Annotated in this window: 7 protein-coding genes; all 7 read left to right on the plus strand. The window is 71.6% G+C overall.

The features are described 5' to 3' along the window. Nucleotides 1-456: 456 nt before the first annotated feature. Complete coding sequence (locus QSK30_RS32105; RefSeq protein ID WP_285508699.1) at nucleotides 457-1,827, plus strand: glutamine synthetase family protein; 1,371 nt, start codon at nucleotides 457-459, stop codon at nucleotides 1,825-1,827. Next, on the plus strand, nucleotides 1,808-2,539 hold the full coding sequence (locus QSK30_RS32110) for a gamma-glutamyl-gamma-aminobutyrate hydrolase family protein (RefSeq protein ID WP_285508701.1): 732 nt from the start codon (nucleotides 1,808-1,810) through the stop codon (nucleotides 2,537-2,539). Before QSK30_RS32105 ends, QSK30_RS32110 begins: the two co-directional genes overlap by 20 nt. Then, nucleotides 2,536-3,897: an aldehyde dehydrogenase family protein gene (locus QSK30_RS32115; RefSeq protein WP_285508702.1), complete on the plus strand. Its 1,362-nt coding sequence runs from the start codon at nucleotides 2,536-2,538 to the stop codon at nucleotides 3,895-3,897. Before QSK30_RS32110 ends, QSK30_RS32115 begins: the two co-directional genes overlap by 4 nt. Before the next feature lie 2 nt (nucleotides 3,898-3,899). Further along, complete coding sequence (locus QSK30_RS32120) at nucleotides 3,900-4,667, plus strand: 3-oxoacyl-ACP reductase (protein WP_285508704.1); 768 nt, start codon at nucleotides 3,900-3,902, stop codon at nucleotides 4,665-4,667. Further along, a complete protein-coding gene (locus QSK30_RS32125) occupies nucleotides 4,651-5,376 on the plus strand; it encodes a FadR/GntR family transcriptional regulator (RefSeq protein ID WP_285508706.1) in 726 nt (241 codons plus the stop codon). The genes QSK30_RS32120 and QSK30_RS32125 overlap by 17 nt, the downstream gene beginning before the upstream one ends. 122 nt (nucleotides 5,377-5,498) lie before the next feature. Further along, nucleotides 5,499-6,905 (plus strand): class E sortase, encoded by a 1,407-nt coding sequence (locus QSK30_RS32130; RefSeq protein ID WP_285508708.1) that lies wholly within the window; start codon nucleotides 5,499-5,501, stop codon nucleotides 6,903-6,905. A gap of 150 nt (nucleotides 6,906-7,055) precedes the next feature. Further along, a complete protein-coding gene (locus QSK30_RS32135) occupies nucleotides 7,056-22,232 on the plus strand; it encodes an SdrD B-like domain-containing protein (protein ID WP_285508709.1) in 15,177 nt (5,058 codons plus the stop codon). Nucleotides 22,233-22,430 lie beyond the last annotated feature (198 nt).

The following is a 22,430-nucleotide window of genomic DNA, read 5'->3' on the forward strand; positions in this document are numbered from 1 at the left end:
CCGTGAACTTCACAAGACATCGGGGTGGTGGTGTTTTTCCCGTTCCCAGTTGCCCACCGCGGGCTCCCGATGCCGCGAACGCGGCGAAGTCCCTGGGGCGCTTGACCATTGGGCCGCCGAGCGGCTCGGGTGCCGAGACAATCCAGTGTATCCCGGCGTGGCGGGCCGCCGTCAAGCCGAACACCGGTGTGATGGTCCTGAGTGGACAGTCGGATCAGAGCGTCGGAACCGGGTATCCGCTCGTCAGCTCAATGGGACCACCCTGGTCCATTGGATTCACGTTTTGCCCGGTCCGGTCCGGCTCGTCGGACCGGTTCAATTCGCCGTATTCCGCGAGCGACCGTTACAGGCTGTTCCCCCGACAGCGGTTGCGCTGGTCGGGCCGCGCTGCCAGCATGCGAGGGCCACCGGTTCAATGGGGCAGACCTGGTCCTTTGCGGAGGGGAGCCGGAGTTCATGTCGGACACCGCGGCGCGGCCGCCGCTGTCGCTGGCCCGGCTCCGCGAGCTGGTCGGGGCCGGTCAGGTCGACACCGTCCTGGTCGCGATGACCGACATGCAGGGCAGGCTGCAGGGCAAGCGCTGCTCCGCCCGCTTCTTCCTCGACGAGGTCGTCGACCACGCCACCGAGGCCTGCGACTACCTGCTCGCGGTGGACGTGGAGATGAACACCGTCGCCGGGTACGCCTCCTCGTCCTGGGAGCGCGGCTACGGCGACTTCGTGCTGCGCCCCGACCTGGCCACCCTGCGGCTGCTGCCCTGGCACGAGGGCACCGCGCTGGTCCTGGCCGACGTCGAGCTCGTCGCGGGCGGGCCGGTCACCGTCTCCCCGCGCCAGGTCCTGCGCCGCCAGCTCGACCGCCTCGCCGAGCGCGGGCTCACCGCGCACGTCGGCACCGAGCTGGAGTTCCTGCTCTTCGACGACACCTACGAGCAGGCCTGGCGCGCCGGCTACCACGGGCTCACCCCGGCCAACCAGTACAACGTCGACTACTCGCTGCTGGGCACCGGCCGGGTCGAGCCGGTGCTGCGCGCGATCCGGCTGGGCATGGCGGGCGCGGGCCTCTACGTCGAGTCGGCCAAGGGCGAGTGCAACCCCGGTCAGCACGAGATCGCCTTCCGCTTCACCGAGGCCCTGGCCACCTGCGACAACCACGGGATCTACAAGACCGGGGCCAAGGAGATCGCCGCCGCGCACGGGCGCAGCCTCACCTTCATGGCCAAGTACGACCAGCGCGAGGGCAACTCCTGCCACATCCACCTCAGCCTGCGCGGTACCGGCGGCGAGCTGGTCATGGCGGGCGACGGCGAGCACGGGTTCTCCCCGCTGACCCGGCACTTCATCGCCGGACAGCAGGCCTGCCTGCGCGAGCTGACCTACTGGTTCGCGCCGAACGTCAACTCCTACAAGCGCTTCGCCGACGGCTCGTTCGCCCCGACCGCCATCGCGTGGGGCGTGGACAACCGCACCTGCGCGCTGCGCGTAGTCGGCCACGGGCCCTCGCTGCGGGTGGAGAACCGGGTCCCCGGCGGCGACGTCAACCCGTACCTGGCGGTCGCCGCGATGATCGCCGCGGGCCTGCACGGCATCGACAACGAGCTGCCGCTGGAGCCCGCGCACACCGGCAACGCCTACACCTCAGACAAACCGCGCGTCCCCAGCACCCTGCGGGAAGCGGCCGACCTGCTGGCCGGGAGCGCCGTCGCCCACGAGGCGTTCGGCACCGAGGTGGTCGAGCACTACCGCAACGCCGCGACCGTGGAGCAGCGCGCCTTCGACGCGGCCGTCACCGACTGGGAGCGCGTGCGTGGCTTCGAACGGCTCTGACCGCCCCCCGGTCATCGGGATCACCACCTACCTCGAACCGGCCACCTTCGGCATCTGGGAGACCGACGCCGCCGTGCTGCACCGGGTCTACCTGGACTGCGTGCGCGCCGCGGGCGGCAACCCGGTGCTGCTCGCCCCGATCGGCGACTGGCGGGCCGGGACCATCGACTGGCTCGACGGCCTGGTGCTCTCCGGCGGCCCCGACATCGACCCCCGGCACTACGGTGCCGCGCCGCACCCCACGACCGGGACCCCGCAGCCCGCCCGCGACGCCGCCGAGTTCGCCCTGCTGGACGCGGCCATCGCGATCGGGCTGCCGGTCCTGGCGGTCTGCCGGGGCATGCAGCTGCTCAACGTCGCCCTCGGCGGCACCCTGCACCAGCACACCCCCGAGGTGGTGGGTAGCACCGACCACCAGCCGCAGGTCGCCACCTTCGGCAAGACCCACCTCACCGTCGACCCGCGCTCGGCGCTGGGCGCCGTGCTCGGCGCGTCGGTGCCCGCGCTGTGCCACCACCACCAGTCCCTGGACAAGGTCGCCGACGGCCTGCGGGTCGTGGCCACCGCGGCCGACGGCACCGTCGAGGCGGTCGAGCTGGCCGGGGCCCGGTTCGTGCTGGGCGTGCAGTCGCACCCCGAGCAGAACGCCGACGACGTCCGCCTGTTCGCCGCGCTGGTGCGCGCCGCCTGCCAGAGGAGAGGAACCCGGTGACCGCCTTCGCCGTCGTCAACCCGGCCACCGAGGAGGTCGTCGAGCACGTCGAGCTCCTCGGCGTGGACCAGGCCGACGCCGCCATCGCCCGCGCGCACGCCGCGCTGCCCGCCTGGCGCGCGGTGGCCCCGGCCGACCGCGCCCGGCTGCTGCGCCGCTTCGCCGACGCCGTCGACGCCGACCTTGAGCACCTGGCCCGGCTGGAGGTGGCCAACGCCGGGCACACCATCGGCAACGCCCGCTGGGAGGCGGGCAACGTCCGCGACGTGCTGCACTACTACGCGGCCACCCCGGAGCGCCTGTTCGGCAGGCAGATCCCGGTGGCGGGCGGGGTGGACATCACCTTCGCCGAGCCGCTGGGCGTGGTCGGGGTGATCGTGCCGTGGAACTTCCCGATGCCGATCGCGGCCTGGGGCTTCGCGCCCGCGCTGGCCACCGGCAACACCGTGGTGCTCAAGCCCGCTGAGCTGACCCCGCTCACCGCGTTGCGGCTGGCCGAGCTGGCCCGTCAGGCGGGCGTCCCCGAGGACGTGTTCCAGGTCCTGCCGGGCGCCGGGGCGGTGGTGGGGGAGCGGTTCGTGACCCACCCGCTGGTGCGCAAGGTCGTGTTCACCGGGTCCACCGAGGTCGGCAAGCAGGTCATGGCGGGCTGCGCCGACCAGGTGAAGCGGGTGACCCTGGAGCTCGGCGGCAAGAACGCCAACATCGTCTTCGCCGACGCCGACCTGGCCAAGGCCGCGGCCACCGCGCCCTACGCGGTGTTCGACAACGCGGGCCAGGACTGCTGCGCCCGCTCCCGGATCCTGGTGCAGCGCACCGCCTACGACGAGTTCATGGCGCTGTTCGAGCAGGCCGTCAAGGGGGTGGTCGTCGGCGACCCCGGCGACGAGGCCACCGAGATGGGCCCGCTGGTCTCGGCCGCCCACCGCGACCGGGTCGCGTCCTATGTGGACGGAGCGCCGGTGGCCTGCCGCGGCCACGCCCCCGACGGCCCCGGCTTCTGGTTCCCGCCGACCGTGCTCGGGCCGGTCCCGGCCGACCACCGCGCGGTCACCGACGAGGTCTTCGGCCCGGTCGTGGCGGTGCTGCCGTTCGACGACGAGGCCGAGGCGGTGCGGATGGCCAACGACACCGAGTACGGCCTGGCAGGCTCCATCTGGACCCGCGACATCGGCCGCGCGCTGCGGGTGGCGCGCGGGGTGGAGGCGGGCAACCTCTCGGTCAACTCGCACTCCTCGGTCCGCCACTCGACCCCGTTCGGCGGTTTCAAGCAGTCCGGCCTCGGCCGCGAGCTGGGCCCGGACGCGGTCGCGGCGTTCACCGAGACCAAGAACGTCTTCATCGACACCCAGGAGTGAGCATGGTCCAGCGTCTGGACGGCCGGGTCGCGGTCGTCACCGGTGGTGCGAGCGGCATCGGGCTGGCCTCGGTGCGCAGGCTCGCCGCCGAGGGCGCCCGCGTGGTGGTGGCCGACCTCGACACCGCGGGCGGCACGGCGGCGGCGCAGGAGGTCGACGGCCTGTTCGTGCGCACCGACGTCACCGACGAACCCCAGGTCGAGGCCCTGTTCCAGACCGCGGTCGACACCTACGGCTCGCTGGACGTGGCGTTCAACAACGCGGGCATCTCCCCGCCCGAGGACGACTCGATCCTCACCACCGGACTCGACGCCTGGCAGCGCGTGCAGCAGGTCAACCTCACCTCGGTGTACCTGTGCAGCAAGCACGCCATCGGGCACATGCGCCGCCAGGGCAAGGGCTCGGTGATCAACACGGCCTCGTTCGTCGCGGTCATGGGCGCGGCCACCTCGCAGATCTCCTACACCGCCTCCAAGGGCGGCGTGCTGGCGATGAGCCGCGAGCTGGGCGTGCAGTTCGCCCGCGAGGGCGTGCGGGTCAACGCGCTGTGCCCCGGCCCGGTCAACACCCCGCTGCTGCGCGAGCTGTTCGCCAAGGACCCGGAGCGGGCCGCGCGCAGGCTGGTGCACATCCCGATCGGCCGCTTCGCCGAGCCCGAGGAGATCGCCGCCGCGGTCGCCTTCCTGGCCAGCGACGACTCCTCGTTCATGACCGCGTCCTCGTTCCTGGTCGACGGCGGCATCTCCGGCGCCTATGTCACTCCCGTCTGAGCCCGACTCGGTCCTGGCCGAGGCGCTGTTCCGCCCCGTCCGGGCGGGCAACGCCTTCGAGGAGACGATGGAGCGGATGCTGCAGGCCATCCGCTTGGGCGTCGTGCCGCCCGGCGGGCGGCTCCCGCCGGAACGGGAGCTCTCCGCGCGCCTGCGGGTCAGCCGGGTCACCCTGCGCGAGGCGCTGCGGGCGCTGCAGGAGTCCGGCCACGTGGAGTCCCGGCGCGGCCGCTACGGCGGCACCTTCGTCCGCCCACCGGCCGCCTACCGCCCCGCCGCCGCGGCCGAGCCCGTGCCCGGCGCGCTGGAGGACACCCTGACCCTGCGCTTTGCCCTGGAGACCGGGGCCGCCGAGGCCGCCGCCGCCCGGGCGCTGAGCCCGCAGGCGCGCAGGCACCTGCGGGCCCGGCTGGCCGACTGCGCGGACGCGCCCACCGCCGACTACCGCCGCACCGACTCCCGGCTGCACCTGGCGATCGCCGAGGCCACCGCCGCGCCGTCGCTGACCGGCGCGGTCGCCGACGTGCGCACCCGGCTCAACGCGCTGCTCGCGGCGATCCCGCTGATCCCGGCCAACGTCGAGCACTCCGACCAGCAGCACCGCGAGGTCGTCGACGCCATCCTCGACGGCGACCCGCCCGCCGCCCGCGCCGCGATGGCCGAGCACCTGGCGGGTACCGCGGCCCTGCTGCGCGGGTTCCTGGCCTGAGGTCCGGTTCGTCCGGTCGGGGGTTGTCGATTGGGCAGGTGTGTGGTCCACCCCCATTCACACCCCCCGAACACCCGGGTGACATATCGTCTTGGCAACGGAGCGACGCAGGGGGTGGACAGGTGGACGATCGCCGTCGGCCGCCGCCGTCCGACGAGCTGCCCTACCGCCAGCCGGTCCGGCCCCGGCCGCACCAGGTGCCCGCCACCGGCAGGCACGCGGAACCGGTCAAGCAGCCCACGGGCAACGGCCTCCCGCGGCACACCGGCCGCGGCCGGCCCCCGGCCAACGGCAACCAGCCCCCGAGCAACGGCGACCAGCCCCCGAGCAACGGCGACCAGCCGCAGGCCAATGGCCACCAGCCGCCGGGGCCGAGCGGTGGTCGCCGCCGCCGGGCCGAGCCGCACCCCGCCGCGGCCCAGCCGACCCGGCGGCGCCCGCACCCCGCCGAGGCGCACACCGAGGTGATCCAGCCGGTCCGCCCGGCGGGCGACGAGCCCACCGAGTGGATCCAGGTCCACCGCGGCGACCTGCGCGGCGCCTTCTACCAGGAGCCCGAGACCCAGGAGGTCATCGAGCCGGTCACCGAGACCAACGCCGAGCCGGTCGACGAGGCCGACCTGTTCGACGACGGTGATCCCGCGGACCCCCCGGACCCCGCCGACCCCGGGGCCCCCGACGGCACCGCCGACGCGCCCGCCCCCCGCCGCAAGGCCGGACTGGGCGCCACCGTGGTCAAGGCCGTCGGCGAGCTGATGGTCACCGCGGGCGTCCTGGTGCTGCTGTTCGTGGTCTACGAGGTGTGGATCACCGACCTGATGTCGGCCGAGAAGCAGCGCGACGTCACCTCCGCCCTCGACCAGCAGTGGCAGCACCCGCCCGCGACCGCCGACCCGGAGCGCAGCCAGCGCTTCGAGTTCGCCGACGGCGAGGGCATGGCCAAGCTCTACATCCCCGCTCTCGGCGAGGACTACCGGTTCACCGTCGTCGAGGGGACCACCGAGGCCGACCTCGAGGTCGGCCCCGGCCACTACAAGAACTCCGCCCTGCCCGGTCAGCCGGGCAACTTCAGCGTCGCGGGGCACCGGGTCGGCAAGGGCGCCCCGTTCAACGACCTGGACCTGCTCCAGTCCTGCGACGCGATCGTCGTGGAGACCGAGACGGGCTGGTTCGTCTACCGGCTGCTGCCCACCGTCGAGGACGCCAAGGACTGGGCCGCCAGGGGCGCCGACCCGCTGTGCGCCGCGCCCGGGTCGACCAGGGTCGAGCCGCTCACCGGCGCCTACGCCGCGGCCGTCGGCCGCCAGATCGTCACGCCCAAGCAGAGCGAGGTCGTCGCCCCGGTCCCGGGCAACGCCGCGGCCAAGGTCCCGGATGCCCAGCGGCGCAAGCTGATCACGCTCACCACCTGCCACCCCAAGTTCTCCAACCGGCAGCGGATGATCTTGCACGGCGAACTGGTGCGCGAGCAGCCGAAGAACCCGGCCGAGCCGACCGCGGTACCGGTGGAGCTGCGCGAGACCCGCTGACCACCAAGGTCCACTTCAGTCTGTCCACATCGAACTCGTTACACACATTTACACGACCCGGTGAACTGTCCGACCCCGGCAGGCGCAGATCTTTGCCAAAAGGCACATTCCGATCGTTGGGTGCTGCTTCGTGGGCAGGGGAGTCGTCACATGTTCAGAGGGACAGCGGTACGCCGTGCGCTGGCCGCGCTGCTGGCGGTGGTCACCGCCGCCGCGGGTGTGGTCGTGCTGGCGACGGCCCCGGCCGACGCGTCGATCGTGCGGCCGTTCACGCTGAACTACGACCAGGAGATCTACGGTGATTTCCTGCAGGCGGGCAACGGAAACTCGCGTTGCCCGACGCTGTCCGACCCGCAAGACCCGTTCGGCGAGATCCCCGCGGACTGCGTCGCCTCGCAGGCGCGCACCTACACCGCGCAGAGCGGGTTCAACGACTCGTTCTACATGCGCTGGGCCGATGTGGACGGTCTCTCGGCCACCTACAACTCCTCCACGGCCGCGATCACCATCCCCTCCGGCGCCACCGTCGACTTCGCCCGGCTGAACTGGTCGGGTGACACCGGCAACTTCCGCGACGACGACGGCTTCATCTCCTCGGAGTACGGCTGCAACTCCCGCCAGCTGCTCGCCGGGGCCGGGTTCGCCAACGCCCCCGCGGGCACCCCGGAGAGCCAGTCCGTCCGGCTCACCGTCGGCGGCGCCACCCCGGTGAACGTCGCCCCCGCGGTGATCACCCGGGACGCGATGTCCAGCGTCCCGGCCACCCAGGCGCAGTTCTACTCCGCCTACGCCAACGTCACCGCCCAGCTGGCCGCCGCGACGACCGGCGTCTCGCAGACCATCACCGTGGGCAACATCTGGACCCCCGAGGGCTTCGGCTGCTACGCGGGCTGGTCGCTGGTCGTGGTCTACAAGTACGCCTCCCCCAACACCAACGCCCCCGCCAAGCGCGAGGTCTTCGTCTACGACGGCCACGTCCGCCAGTCCTCGACCGACGCCACCACGACCACCACGATCAACGGCTTCCGGGTCGGCGCGGCGGGCACCCGGGTCGGCCTGACCGCCTTCGAGGGTGACTTCAGCATCACCGGCGACCAGTTCCTGATCAACGGCACCGCCGTGGTCGAGCCGTTGTCCGGGTCGAACACGACGAACTTCTTCGTCTCCAACGCGCAAAGAGACGTGAACCCGGCGCCGTTGAACAACATGAGCGTGGACTCGAAGGAGTTCACCACCTCGCTCATCCCGGTCGGCGCCACCTCGGCCAACCTGGCGTTCAGCACATCAGGCGATACGTACCTGGCCGCGAACCTGGTGCTGTCCGTCCCCGTCCCCTCGCTCAACATCACCAAGACTCTGGTCGGCACCGGTCCGTTCCGACCAGGTCAAACGGTGACCTACCAGATCACGGTGGTCTCGCCGGGTGGCTCCAACGCGGTGAACGTCGCCATCGGCGACCCGGCGGTGACCAACTGCAACCGCACGATCGGCAACCTCGCCGCGGACGTCCCGTTCACCTACACCTGCTCCGGACCAGCGCCAGCCGACGACTTCACCCAAACAGCGACAGCGACCGGGCAGAACGCGTTCGGTGACACGATGACCGACTCCGACAGCGTCAACGTCGTGGTCATCAGCCCGTCGATCGACATCACCAAGACCGCCAACGCCGCCAGCTACACCACCGGCCAGACGATCACCTTCACCATCACCGTGGCCAACACCGGCGACACCGCGCTGACCGGCGTGGTGGTCTCCGACGTGGTGTCCCCGAGCTGTGCCCGTGCGATCGGCACGCTCGCCATCGGCGGCACCACCACCTACACGTGCACGGCCACCGCGCCGGTCCTGGGCGACGCGAACACAGCGGTCGTGACGGCCACCGACCCGCTGCTGGCCACCGTCACCGACAGCGCGACCGTTCAGGTCCCGACCGTGGGCACGGTGTCCGGCCGGGTCTTCGCCGACCGCAACAACAACGGCGCCTTCGAGACCGGCAACGGCGACACCGGCATCCAGAACGTCACCGTCACCCTGGTGGGCACCACGGCGGCGGGCGCGGCGGTGAACCTCACCACGACCAGCGCGGCCAACGGCACCTACTCCTTCGCCGGGATCGCGGCGGGCGTCTACACGATCACCGAGACCCAACCCACCGCGTTCGACGACGGCATCGATACCCCAGGCACCAACGCGATCATCCTGGTCAACGACCGCTTCACCGTCACGCTGCCCTCGGGTGCCTCGAGCGTCAACAACAACTTCGCCGAGCAGAACACCTCCAGCCTGTCCGGCTCGGTCTACATCGACGCCAACAACAACGGCGTCCGCAACGTCGGCGAGCTGGGCATCGCCCTGGCCACCGTCGCGCTGACCGGCACCGACACCGCGGGCAACGCGGTCAGCCTGACCACCACGACCGCGCTCGACGGTTCCTACACCTTCGGCGCCCTGCGCCCCGGCACCTACGCGGTGGCCGAGACGCAGCCCGCGGGCTTCTCCGACGGCGCCGACGCGGTCGGCTCGGCGGGCGGCACACTGACCCCGCCGGACTCGATCACCGCGATCGCCCTGCCGGTGCGCACCAACGCCACCGGCTACACCTTCGGCGAGTTCGTCGGCGCTTCCCTCGCGGGCACGGTGGTCGACGACGCGGGCAACCCGATCCCCGGCGTGGTCATCACCCTGACCCGCCCGGTCGGCGGCACCTCGACCACCACCACCTCGGCCACCGGCGACTACTCGTTCACCGGCCTGCCACCAGGCACCTACTCCCTGTCCGAGGCCCAGCCAGCCGGCTATGGCGACGGCCCGGAGACCGCGGGCACCGCGGGCGGCAGCACCGCGGTCAACGACGTGATCAGCGGCATCACCCTGGCCTCGGGCGCCGCCGCCACCGGCTACGTCTTCGCTGAGGACCGCGGTTCGCTCTCCGGCCGTGTTTACGAGGACCTGAACAACAACGGCGTGTTCAACGTCGGTGAGCCCGGCATCGCGGGCGCGGCCGTCTCGCTCGCCGGCACCGACGCCGGGGGCAACGCGGTCAACCTGTCGTTGGTCTCCGCCGCCGACGGCACCTACACCTTCACCGGGCTGCGCGGCGGCACCTACGCGGTCAGCGAGGTCACCCCGGCCGGGTACAACGACGCGGCCGAGACCGTGGGCTCCTCGGGCGGCACGCTCACCCCGCCCAACTCGATCACCGCGATCACCCTCGGCGGCGGTGTCGACGCCACCGGCTACAACTTCGGCGAGCTGCGCGCGGCCTCGATCTCGGGCACCGTCCGCGACGACACCGGCGCGGGCATCGGCGGGGTCACCATCACCCTGACCGGCCCCAGCGGCCCGCAGGTGGCGACCACCGCCGCCAACGGCACCTACACCTTCACCAACCTGCTCCCGGGCAGCTACACGCTGACCGAGACCCAGCCCGTCGGGTTCGCCGACGGGCCGGAGACGGTCGGTTCGGCGGGCGGCAGCGCGGTCGTCAACGACACCATCAGCGGCATCCCCATCACCTCGGGCACCACGGCCACCGGCTACATCTTCGCCGAGGACCGCGGGTCGCTCAGCGGCACGGTCTACCAGGACACCAACAACAACGGCGTCCAGAACCCCGGTGAGCCGGGCCTCGGCGGGGTCACCGTCACCCTCACCGGCACCGACGCCGCCAACGTCGCGGTCAACCGCACGACGACCACCGCCGCGGACGGCACCTACACCTTCGCCGGGCTGCGCGGCGGCACCTACACCGTCACGGAGTCCCAGCCCGCCGGGTACACCGACGGCACCGACACGATCGGCTCCGCGGGCGGCACGCTGACCCCGCCGGACTCGGTCACCGCGATCACCCTCGGCGCCGGTGTCGACGCCACCGGGTACAACTTCGGCGAGTTCCAGTCGACCTCCATCGCGGGCCGGGTGGTCAACGACCTCGGCGGCGGCATCGGCGGCGTGACCATCACGCTGAACGGCCCCGGCGGCACCCGCACCACGACCACCGCGGCGAACGGCAACTACTCGTTCCCGAACCTCGCGCCCGGCACCTACTCGCTGGCCGAGACCCAGCCCGTCGGGTACGCCGACGGCCCGGACACCGCGGGCACCGCCGGTGGCACCGTGGCCAACGACGTGATCAGCGGTATCACCCTGGCCTCGGGCACCGCCGCCACCGGCTACGTCTTCGCCGAGGACCGCGGCTCGCTCGCGGGCGAGGTCTACGAGGACTCCAACGACAACGGCGCCCGCGACCCGGGCGAGGCGCCGATCCCGGGCACGCTGATCACGTTGACCGGGACCGACGCCACCGGCGCCGCGGTGTCGCGCACGACCACCGCGGCCGCGGACGGCTCCTACATCTTCACCGGCGTGCTCAGCGGCACCTACGCCCTCGCCGAGACCCAGCCGACCGGCTACAGCGACGGCAAGGACACCGTCGGCTCGGCGGGCGGCACGCTCACCCCGCCGGACTCGATCACCGCGATCGCCCTCGACCCGGGTCAGGACGGCACCGGCTACCTCTTCGGCGACTTCATCGTCAACTCCATCACCGGCCAGGTCGTCAACGACGCCGCCGAGGGCATCCCCGGCGTCACCATCACGCTGACCCGCCCGGGAGGCGGCACCAGCACGACCACCACCGGCGCCGACGGCCGCTACGTCTTCGCGAACCTGACCCCCGGCAGCTACAACATCGCCGAGACCCAGCCGATCGGCTACGCCGACGGCCCGGACACCGTCGGCGACGCGGGCGGCACGATCACCGCGAACGACGTGATCAGCGGGATCATCCTGGTCTCCGGTGAGTCGGCCAGCGGGTACGACTTCGCCGAGGACCGCGGCTCGCTGTCCGGCGTGGTCTACCGCGACCTCAACAACAACGGCCTGCAGGACCCGGGTGAGACGGGCATCGGCGGCGTGGCCGTCGCGCTCACCGGCACCGACGACGCCAACGGCGCCGTCAACCGCACGACCACCACCGCCGCGGACGGCACCTACACCTTCGCGGGGCTGCTCGGCGGCATCTACACCGTCACCGAGACCCAGCCCGCGGGCTTCCTCGACGGCAAGGACACCGCGGGTACCTCGGGTGGCACGCTCACCCCGCCGGACTCGATCAGCGCGATCGACGTCAACCCCGGCGTGGACGCCACCAACTACCGCTTCGGCGAGGTCACCGGCGCCTCGCTCGCCGGTCGGGTGGTCGACGACGCAGCCAACGGCATCCCGGGCGCGACCATCACCCTGACCGGCACCGACGACAACAACGCGCCGGTCTCGCTCACCACGACCACCGGCCCGACCGGCACCTACTCGTTCACGGGCCTGCGCCCGGGCACCTACACGGTGACCGAGACCCAGCCCGCCGGGTACGGCGACGGCCCGGACACCGCCGGGTCGGCGGGTGGCACGGTCGGCAACGACGTGATCAGCGGCATCGTGCTCGGTTCCGGCACCACCGCGACCGGCTACCAGTTCGCCGAGGACCGGGGCTCGCTCTCTGGCGTGGTCTACGTCGACACGAACAACAACGGCCTGCAGGACCCGGGTGAGGTGGGCATCTCGGGTGCCACGGTCACGCTGACCGGCACCGACGCGCTCAACAACCCGGTCTCGGTGGTCACCACCTCGGCCGCGAACGGCACCTACTCGTTCACCAACCTGGTCGGTGGCACCTACTCGGTCACCGAGACCCAGCCCGCCGGGTACACCGACGGTGCCGACCGCGCCGGTACCTCCGGTGGCACCCCCACCCCGCCGGACACGATCGCCTCCATCTCCCTGGCGGGCGGGGTCGACGCCACCGGCTACCTGTTCGGCGAGTTCGTGGCAGGCTCGATCGCGGGCCGCGTCGTCGACGACGGCGGCACCGGGATCGCGGGGGTGTCGGTCACCCTCACCGGCCCCGGCGGCCCGATCACCGCCATCAGCGCGGCGGACGGCTCCTACTCCTTCCCGAGCCTGGTGCCCGGCACCTACACGCTCACCGAGACCCAGCCCAACGGCTACGGCGACGGCCCCGAGACCGCGGGCACCGCGGGCGGCAACACCGCCGTCAACGACGTGATCAGCGGGATCGTCGTGGGCTCCGGCGTGGCGGCCACCGGGTACGTCTTCGCCGAGGACCGCGGCTCGCTCGCAGGCGTGGTCTTCGAGGACCGCAACAACAACGGCACCCAGGACCCGGCCGAGCCCGGCATCGGCGGCGTGGCCGTCGCCCTGACCGGCCAGGACGTCACCGGCGCCGCGGTCACCCGCAACGTGACCACCGCCGCGAACGGCACCTACACCTTCACCAACCTCATCGGCGGCACCTACGCGATCACCGAGACCCAGCCGGCCGGCTACACCGACGGTGCCGACCGCGCCGGTACCTCCGGTGGCACGCTCACCCCGCCCGACTCGATCACCGCGGTCACCCTCGCGGGCGGTGTCGACGCCACCGGCTACACCTTCGGCGAGTTCCGCGGCTCGAGCCTGGCGGGTCGGGTCGTCGACGACGGCGGCAACGGGATCGCGGGCGTGACCGTGGTCCTGACCGGTCCCGGCGGGCCGATCAACGCCCTGAGCGCGCCGGACGGGACGTACTCCTTCCCGAACCTGACCCCGGGCACCTACACGGTCACCGAGACCCAGCCCGCCGGCTACGGCGACGGTCCGGACACCGCGGGCACCGCGGGCGGCACCGTGGCCAACGACGTGATCAGCGGCATCGTGATCGCCTCGGGCACCACCGCCACCGGGTACGTCTTCGCCGAGGACCGCGGCTCCATCGCGGGCGTGGTGTTCGACGACTTCAACAACAACGGCCTGCAGGACCCGGGCGAGCTCGGCATCGGCGGCGTCGCGGTGTCGCTCTCGGGCACCGACGCGCAGAACAACCCGGTCAACACCGTGGTCGTCACCGCGGGCAACGGGTCGTACTCCTTCGTCGGCCTGGTCGGCGGCACCTACACCGTCACCGAGTCCCAGCCCGCGACCTACAGCGACGGCACCGACACCCCCGGTACCTCCGGCGGCACGCTCGTCCCACCGGACACGATCACCGCGATCGCGCTCGGCGGCGGCGTGGACGCCACCGGCTACACCTTCGCCGAGTACCGCGGCGCGACGATCTCCGGCCGCGTCGTCAACGACGACAACCTGGGCATCCCGGGCGTCACGGTGACCCTCACCGACGACAACGGCAACCAGATCGGCAGCCCGGCGATCACCGACAACTCCGGTGCCTTCGCCTTCGCCGGTCTGGCACCGGGCACCTACACGATCACCGAGACCCAGCCCGCCGGCTACGGCGACGGCCCCGACACCGCGGGCACCGCGGGCGGCGTCGTCACCAACGACCAGATCAGCGGCATCGCGGTGCTCTCCGGCACCCAGGCCACCGGGTACACCTTCAGCGAGGAGCACGGTTCGCTGGCTGGCGTGGTCTTCGAGGACCTGAACAACAACGGCGTGCGCGACCCGAGCGACCCCGGCATCCCGGGCGTGCTGGTCTCGCTCGCGGGTACCGACGCGCAGGGCGTGCCGGTCAACCGCGAGGCCATCACCGCGGCCAACGGCGGGTACGTCTTCGACCACCTGCTCGGCGGCACCTACGAGGTCACCGAGTCCCAGCCGGTCGGCTACGCCGACGGCGCCGAGACCATCGGCACCTCCGGCGGTGTGCTGGTGCCGCCGAACTCGGTCACCGCGATCGAGGTCGAGGGCGGCTTCGACGCCACCGGCTACAACTTCGGCGAGTTCCGCTCCTCCAGCCTCAGCGGCCGGGTCGTCGACGACGCGGGCAACGGCATCCCGAACGTCACGGTCACGCTGACCGGGCCCGGCGGCCCGGTCCCGGTGACCACGGCGGCGGACGGGTCGTACTCGTTCCCCGACCTGCCGCCGGGCACGTACACGATCACCGAGGCGCAGCCCGCCGGCTACGCCGACGGCCCGGACACCGTGGGCTCCGCGGGCGGCAACGGGTCCGTCAACGACGTGTTCAGCAACATCGTCATCGGCTCCGGCGCCAACGGCACCGGGTACGTCTTCGCCGAGGACCGCGGCTCGCTCGCCGGGGTCGTCTTCGAGGACACCAACGGCAACGGCACCCAGGACCCGGGCGAGCAGGGCATCGCGGGTGTGACCGTGATGCTGTCCGGCACGGACGACCAGGGCAACCCGGTCTCCACCACGGTGCTCACCGGCGCCAACGGCGGCTACCTGTTCGACGGCCTGGTCGGTGGTGACTACTCCGTCATCGAGACCCAGCCCGCGGGCTACGTCGACGGGATCGACACCGCCGGCAGTTCGGGTGGCACGCTCACCCCGCCGGACACGGTCGCCGCGATCATCCTCGACCCGGGGGTCAACGCGACCAGCTACACCTTCGCCGAGTTCCGGGCTTCCGGTCTCAGCGGTCGGGTGGTCGACGACGGTGGCAACGGGATCCCGGGTGTGACGATCACGCTCACCGGCCCCGGCGTGCCGATCACGGTGACTACCGGTCCTGATGGCAGCTACTCGTTCCCGAACCTGCCGCCGGGCACGTACTCGATCACCGAGACGCAGCCCGCGGGTTACGGCGATGGTCCGGACACCGCGGGTACCGCGGGCGGCACTGTCGGCCCGGACACCTTCACCGGCATCGTCGTCGGCTCGGGTACCACCGGCACGGGGTACCAGTTCGCCGAGGACCGGGGCTCGCTCGCGGGCGTGGTCTTCGACGACACGAACAACAACGGGGTGCAGGACTCGGGTGAGCCGGGTATCGGCGGGGTCAGCGTGACCCTGTCGGGCACCGACGCCCAGACCAACCCGGTCAACACCGTGGTGACCACGGCACCGAACGGCGCGTACTCCTTCGCCAACCTGGTCGGCGGGACGTACACGATCACCGAGACCCAGCCCGCGGGCTACGTCGACGGCATCGACACCGTCGGCACCGCGGGTGGCACGTTGGTGCCGCCGGACGCGATCGCCGTCGTGCTCGGTGGCGGTGTGGACGGCACCGGCTACACCTTCGGCGAGTTCCGGGCTTCCGGTCTCAGCGGTCGGGTGGTCGACGACGGTGGCAACGGGATCCCGGGTGTGACGATCACGCTCACCGGTCCTGGTGCCCCGATCACGGTGATCACCGGTCCGGACGGTTCGTACTCGTTCCCGAACTTGCCGCCGGGTACCTACACGATCACCGAGACCCAGCCCGCCGGTTACGGCGACGGTCCGGACACCCCGGGTGGTGCTGGTGGTGACGCGTCGGTCAACGACGTGATCAGCGGCATCGTCGTGGGCTCGGGTACCGATGGCACCGGCTATGAGTTCGCCGAGGACCGGGGCTCGCTCGTGGGCGTGGTCTTCGACGACACGAACAACAACGGCACGCAGGACCCGGGTGAGCCGGGTATCGGCGGGGTGAGCGTCACGCTGACGGGCACCGACGCACAGGGCACCCCGGTCAACACGACCGTGACCAGTGGTCCCAACGGCGCCTATACCTTCCCGAACCTGGTGGGTGGCACCTACACGGTCACCGAGGCGCAGCCCGCGGGTTACGCCGACGGCGTCGACACCCCGGGCACGTCGGGCGGCACCGCCACCCCGCCGGACTCGATCACCGCGATCGCCCTCGGCGGCGGTGTGGACGCGACCGGCTACACCTTCGCCGAATACCGGACCTCCGGTCTCAGCGGCCAGGTCGTGGACGACGGTGGCAACGGGATCCCGGGCGTGACGATCACGCTCACCGGCCCCGGCGCCCCGATCACGGTGACCACCGGTCCTGACGGCAGCTACTTGTTCCCGAACTTGCCGCCGGGTACCTACACGATCGCTGAGACGCAGCCCGCGGGCTACGGCGATGGTCCGGACACCGCGGGTACCGCGGGCGGCACTGTCGGCCCGGATGTCTTCACCGGCATCGTGATCGGCTCCGGTACCACCGGCACCGGGTACGAGTTCGCTGAGAACCGCGGGTCGCTGGCCGGTGTGGTCTTCGACGACACCAACGGCAACGGGTCCCAGGACCCGGGCGAGGCAGGCATCGGCGGCGTGAGCGTGACCCTGTTGGGCACCGACGCCCAGGGCAACGCGGTCAACACCACCGTGCTCAGCGGTCCGACCGGCGACTACACCTTCTCCGACCTGGTCGGCGGCACGTACGCGGTCACCGAGACCCAGCCCAACGGCTACGTCGACGGGATCGACACCCCGGGCAGCTCGGGTGGCACGCTCACCCCGCCCGACTCGATCACCGCGATCACCCTCGACGGTGGCGCGGACGCCACGGGCTACACCTTCGGCGAGTACCGCGCGGGTGGCCTGAGCGGCCGCGTGGTGGACGACGGCGGCAACGGGATCCCGGGCGTCACCATCGTCCTGACCGGCCCCGGCGCGCCGATCACCATCACCACGGGCCCCGATGGCAGCTACTCGTTCCCGAACCTGCCGCCGGGTACCTACACGATCACCGAGACCCAGCCGGCCGGTTATGGCGACGGTCCGGACACCGCTGGTACCGCCGGTGGTGACGTCGCGAACGACGTGTTCAGCAACATCGTGGTCGTCTCCGGCACCGACGGGACCGGCTACCAGTTCGCCGAGGACCGCGGGTCGTTGGCCGGTGTGGTCTTCGAGGACACCAACGGCAACGGGACGCAGGACCCGGGTGAGCCGGGTATCGGCGGGGTCAGCGTGACCCTGTCGGGCACCGACGCCCAGGGCGCCCCGGTCAACACCGTGGTGACCTCGGCGCCGAACGGGTCCTACTCGTTCGCCGGTCTCGTCGGCGGCACGTACTCGGTGACCGAGGCGCAGCCCGCGGGCTACGCGGACGGCATCGACACCGCAGGCAACTCGGGTGGCACGCTCACCCCGCCGGACTCGATCACCGCGATCACCCTCGGCGCGGGTGTGGACGCGACCGGGTACACCTTCGGCGAGTACCGGGCCTCCGGTCTCAGCGGTCGGGTCGTCGACGACGGCGGGAACGGGATCGCGAACGTGCTGGTGGTGCTGACCGGTCCTGGTGGTCCGATCTCGGCGCTGACCGGTCCGGATGGGACGTACTCGTTCCCGAACCTGCTGCCGGGCACCTACACGATCACCGAGACCCAGCCCGCCGGCTACGGGGATGGTCCGGACACCGCTGGCAGTGCTGGTGGTACCGCGGGCAATGACGTGTTCAGCAACATCGTCGTCAACTCGGGTACCGACGGAACTGGGTATCAGTTCGCTGAGGACCGCGGGTCGTTGGCGGGTGTGGTCTTCGATGACACCAACAACAACGGGACGCAGGATCCGGGTGAGCCGGGCATCGGCGGCGTGAGCGTCACGCTCTCGGGCACCGACGCCCAGGGCAACGCCGTGAACACGACGGTGACCTCGGCGCCCAATGGCGCCTACACCTTCCCGAACCTGGTCGGTGGGGTCTACACGGTCACCGAAACCCAGCCCGCCGGCTATGTCGACGGCACCGACACCGCTGGCAGCGCCGGTGGCACCGTCACTCCGCCGGACTCGATCACCGCGATCGACCTCGACGGCGGCGTCGACGCCACGGGCTACACCTTCGCCGAGTACCGGGCTTCCGGTCTCAGTGGACGCGTGGTCGACGATGGCGGCAACGGGATCCCGGGTGTGACGATCACGCTCACCGGCCCCGGTGCTCCGATCACCGTGACCACCGGCCCGGACGGGACGTACTCCTTCCCGAACCTGCCGCCGGGTACCTACACGATCACCGAGACCCAGCCCGCCGGGTACGGCGACGGGCCGGACACCCCCGGCAGTGCCGGTGGTACCCCGGGCAATGACGTGTTCAGCAACATCGTGGTCGGCTCCGGCACGGACGGCACGGGCTACCAGTTCGCCGAGGACCGCGGGTCGCTCGCGGGCGTGGTCTTCGACGACACCAACAACAACGGCACGCAGGACGTGGGTGAGCCGGGCATCGGCGGGGTCAGCGTGACCCTGTCGGGTGCCGACGTCACCGGCGCCCCGGTGAACGTCACGGTCACCTCCGCGCCCAACGGGTCGTACTCGTTCCCGAACCTGGTCGGGGGCACGTACTCGATCACCGAGACCCAGCCCGCGGGCTACGTCGACGGGATCGACACGGCTGGTTCCGTTGGTGGCACGCCGGTTCCGCCGGACTCCATCACCGCGATCACGCTCGGCGGTGGTGCGGACGGCACCGGCTACACCTTCGGCGAGTACCGGGCGTCCGTCCTGAGTGGACGCGTCGTCGACGACGGCGGCAACGGCATCCCGGGTGTGACCCTGGTCCTGACCGGCCCCGGTGGGCCGATCACCATCACCACCGGCCCGGACGGGTCCTACTCCTTCCCGAACCTGCCGCCGGGCACCTACACGATCACCGAGACCCAGCCCGCCGGTTACGGCGACGGTCCGGACACCCCGGGTGGTGCTGGTGGTGACGCGTCGGTCAACGACGTGATCAGCGGCATCGTCATCGGCTCCGGCACCACCGGCACCGGCTACGAGTTCGCCGAGGACCGCGGCTCGCTGACCGGGGCGGTGTTCCAGGACCTCGACAACGACGGCACCCGCGACGCCGGCGAACCCGGCATCCCCGGCGCCACGGTCACCTTGACCGGCACCGACGCCACCGGCGCACCGGTCACCCGCGTGGTCACCACCGCCGCCGACGGCGGCTACGCCTTCACCGACCTGATCGGTGGGGTCTACACGATCACCGAGACCCAACCGGCCGGGTTCCTCGACGGCACCGACGCCGCGGGCACCGCGGGCGGCACCGTCACCCCGCCCGACTCGGTCACCGCCATCACCCTCGACGGCGGCGTCGACGGTGCCGGCTACACCTTCGGCGAACTCCCCGGCTCCTCGCTCTCGGGTCGGGTGGTCGACGACGGCGGCAACCCCATCGGCGGAGTGACCCTGGTGTTGACCGGCACCGACGACAACGGCAACCCCGTGTCGGTCACGGTCACCACCAACCCGGACGGGACCTACACGTTCCCGGGTCTGCGACCGGGCACCTACACGATCACCGAGACCCAGCCCGCCGGCTACGGCGACGGACCCGACACCCCGGGCAGCGCGGGCGGCAACGCCACGGTCAACGACGTGATCAGCGGCATCGTGATCACCCCCGGCACCACGGGGACCGACTACGGCTTCGCGGAAACCCGCGGCTCACTCGCCGGTGTGGTCTTCGACGACACCAACAACAACGGCACCCAAGACCCGGGCGAGCCCGGGATCGGCGGGGTCACCGTCACGCTCTCCGGCACCGACGCCCAGGGCAACACGGTCAACACCGTGGTCACCTCGGCGGCCAACGGCACCTACACGTTCAGCAACCTGGTCGGCGGCACCTACACGATCACCGAGACGCAGCCTGCGGGCTACGTCGACGGGATCGACGCCGCCGGTACCGCGGGCGGCACGCTCACCCCGCCGGACTCGGTCACCGCGATCGCCCTCGGCGGTGGCGTGGCCGCGACCGGCTACACCTTCGGTGAGTTCCGCGGCGGCACGGTCAGCGGTCGGGTGGTCGACGACGGTGGCAACGGGATCCCGGGTGTGACGGTCACGCTCACCGGTCCCGGTGGGCCGGTCACGGTGACCACGGGTCCGGACGGGTCCTACTCGTTCCCGAACCTGACCCCGGGCACCTACACGGTCACCGAGACCCAGCCCGCGGGCTACGGCGACGGACCCGACGAGGCCGGTGACCCGCCGGGTATCGCGGGCAACGACGTGATCAGCGAGATCCCGGTCACCTCGGGCAGCTCGGGCGGCGGCTACAACTTCACCGAGACCCGCGGTTCGCTGGCAGGCGTGGTGTTCCAGGACCTCGACGGTGACGGCACCCAGGACATCGGGGAGCCGGGCATCGCGGGGGTGACGGTGAACCTCGCCGGCACCGACGCGCTCGGCAGGCCGGTCACCGCCACGGTGACCAGCGCGGCCAACGGCTCGTACACGTTCGCCGACCTGGTCGGCGGCACGTACACCGTCACCGAGGTCCAGCCGGCCGGCTACGCCGACGGCGCCGACACCGCGGGTAGCGCGGGCGGCACGGTGACCCCGCCGGACTCGATCACCGCGATCGCCCTCGGCGCGGGCGCTGAGGCGACCGGCTACACCTTCGCCGAGCTGACCGGGGCGATCACCGGCACCGTCTTCATCGACCTGGACGGTGACGGGGTCATCGACCCGGTCGAGCCGGGCAGGCTCGCGGGCGTCACGGTGATCCTCCGCGACGGCGCGGGCAACCAGCTGGCCACCACTGTGACCGACGCGAACGGTGCCTACGTCTTCATCGGCAGGCCCGCGGGCAACTACATCGTGGAAGAGCTGCAGCCGGACGGCTACGGCTCCACCACGCCGAACTCGGTGCCGGTCACCCTCAACTCGAGTGAGGGCGCCAACGTCAACTTCGGCGAGCAGCTCGGCTCGATCGGCGACCTGGTCTTCGAGGACGCGAACTTCAACGGTGTTCAGGACCCGGGTGAGCTCGGGGTCGGCGGGGTCGTGGTGATCCTCTACGACGCCGACGGTGTGGAGATCACCCGCACCACCACCGACACCAACGGCGGCTACCGGTTCACCGGCCTGGCGGCGGGCACCTACGTGATCGGCCTGGAGGTCCCCGACGGTGCGGCGTTGACCAAGCCCGGCCAAGGCACCGACCGGGCGGTGGACTCCGACGTGGACTGGCTCACCGGCCTCAGCGGCCCCGTCGTGATCACCCTGACCGGCGGGCGGATCAGCCAACGCACCGATGTGGACGCCGGTCTCGTCGACCGGGTGGTCGACCTGGGGATCACCCTCACCGTCGACAAACCACAGGCCACCATCGGCGACACCGTGGTGTTCACCGAGACCGTCACCAACACCGGCACCGTCCCGGTCAAGGGCGCCACCACCACCATCACCGTCCCGACCGGACTCGCCATCGGCACGGCCACCGGCGAGGGCTGGGAGTGCACCACGGCGGGGCAGGTCCTCACCTGCACCACCGACACCCTGACCCTGCCGGGCGAGTCGCTGCCGCCGATCACGGTGACCACCCACGCCACCCAGCAGGTCCCGACCACCGAGGTCGTGGCCACCGTGTCCCCAGTGGACGGCACACCGGACGACAACCCCGACAACGACCGCGCGGTCGTCACGGTCACCGTCACCCCGATCCCGGCGCCCCCGCGGCCGGTACCGCCCGCACCCCGACCCCCGCTGGCCTGGACCGGCTCCAACCTGCAACCCCTGCTCCTGGGCGGACTCCTCCTGCTGATGCTCGGCGGCGGATTCCTCCTCATCGGGCGCAAGCGCCGCAGGAGTGGTAACACCGACTGATCGAGACCGATTGGTCCCACGAGGACGGCGGACCCACCAGGCGACTGGCGGGTCCGCCGTCCTCGTCTATGTCCACTTGGGACAGAGAGGGCAACCGTCGGTGATCATCTGTCACCCATCGTCGCGAACAAGGGGCATTAGAGGGGCTGTTTCGTTATCTGATTTCACCTGAACAGCCCAAAAGTCGATCAAGGTCTT

Origin of the sequence: Actinokineospora sp. NBRC 105648, from assembly GCF_030269645.1 — a bacterium.
Classification (GTDB): Bacteria; Actinomycetota; Actinomycetes; order Mycobacteriales; family Pseudonocardiaceae; genus Actinokineospora.

What these genes read in the sequence shown, in the direction of transcription:
- QSK30_RS32105 (WP_285508699.1), top strand. Translation starts at nt 457, where the DNA reads ATGTCGGACACCGCGGCGCGGCCGCCGCTGTCGCTGGCCCGGCTCCGC.
- QSK30_RS32120 (WP_285508704.1), top strand. Translation starts at nt 3,900, where the DNA reads ATGGTCCAGCGTCTGGACGGCCGGGTCGCGGTCGTCACCGGTGGTGCG.
- QSK30_RS32125 (WP_285508706.1), top strand. Translation starts at nt 4,651, where the DNA reads ATGTCACTCCCGTCTGAGCCCGACTCGGTCCTGGCCGAGGCGCTGTTC.
- QSK30_RS32135 (WP_285508709.1), top strand. Translation starts at nt 7,056, where the DNA reads ATGTTCAGAGGGACAGCGGTACGCCGTGCGCTGGCCGCGCTGCTGGCG.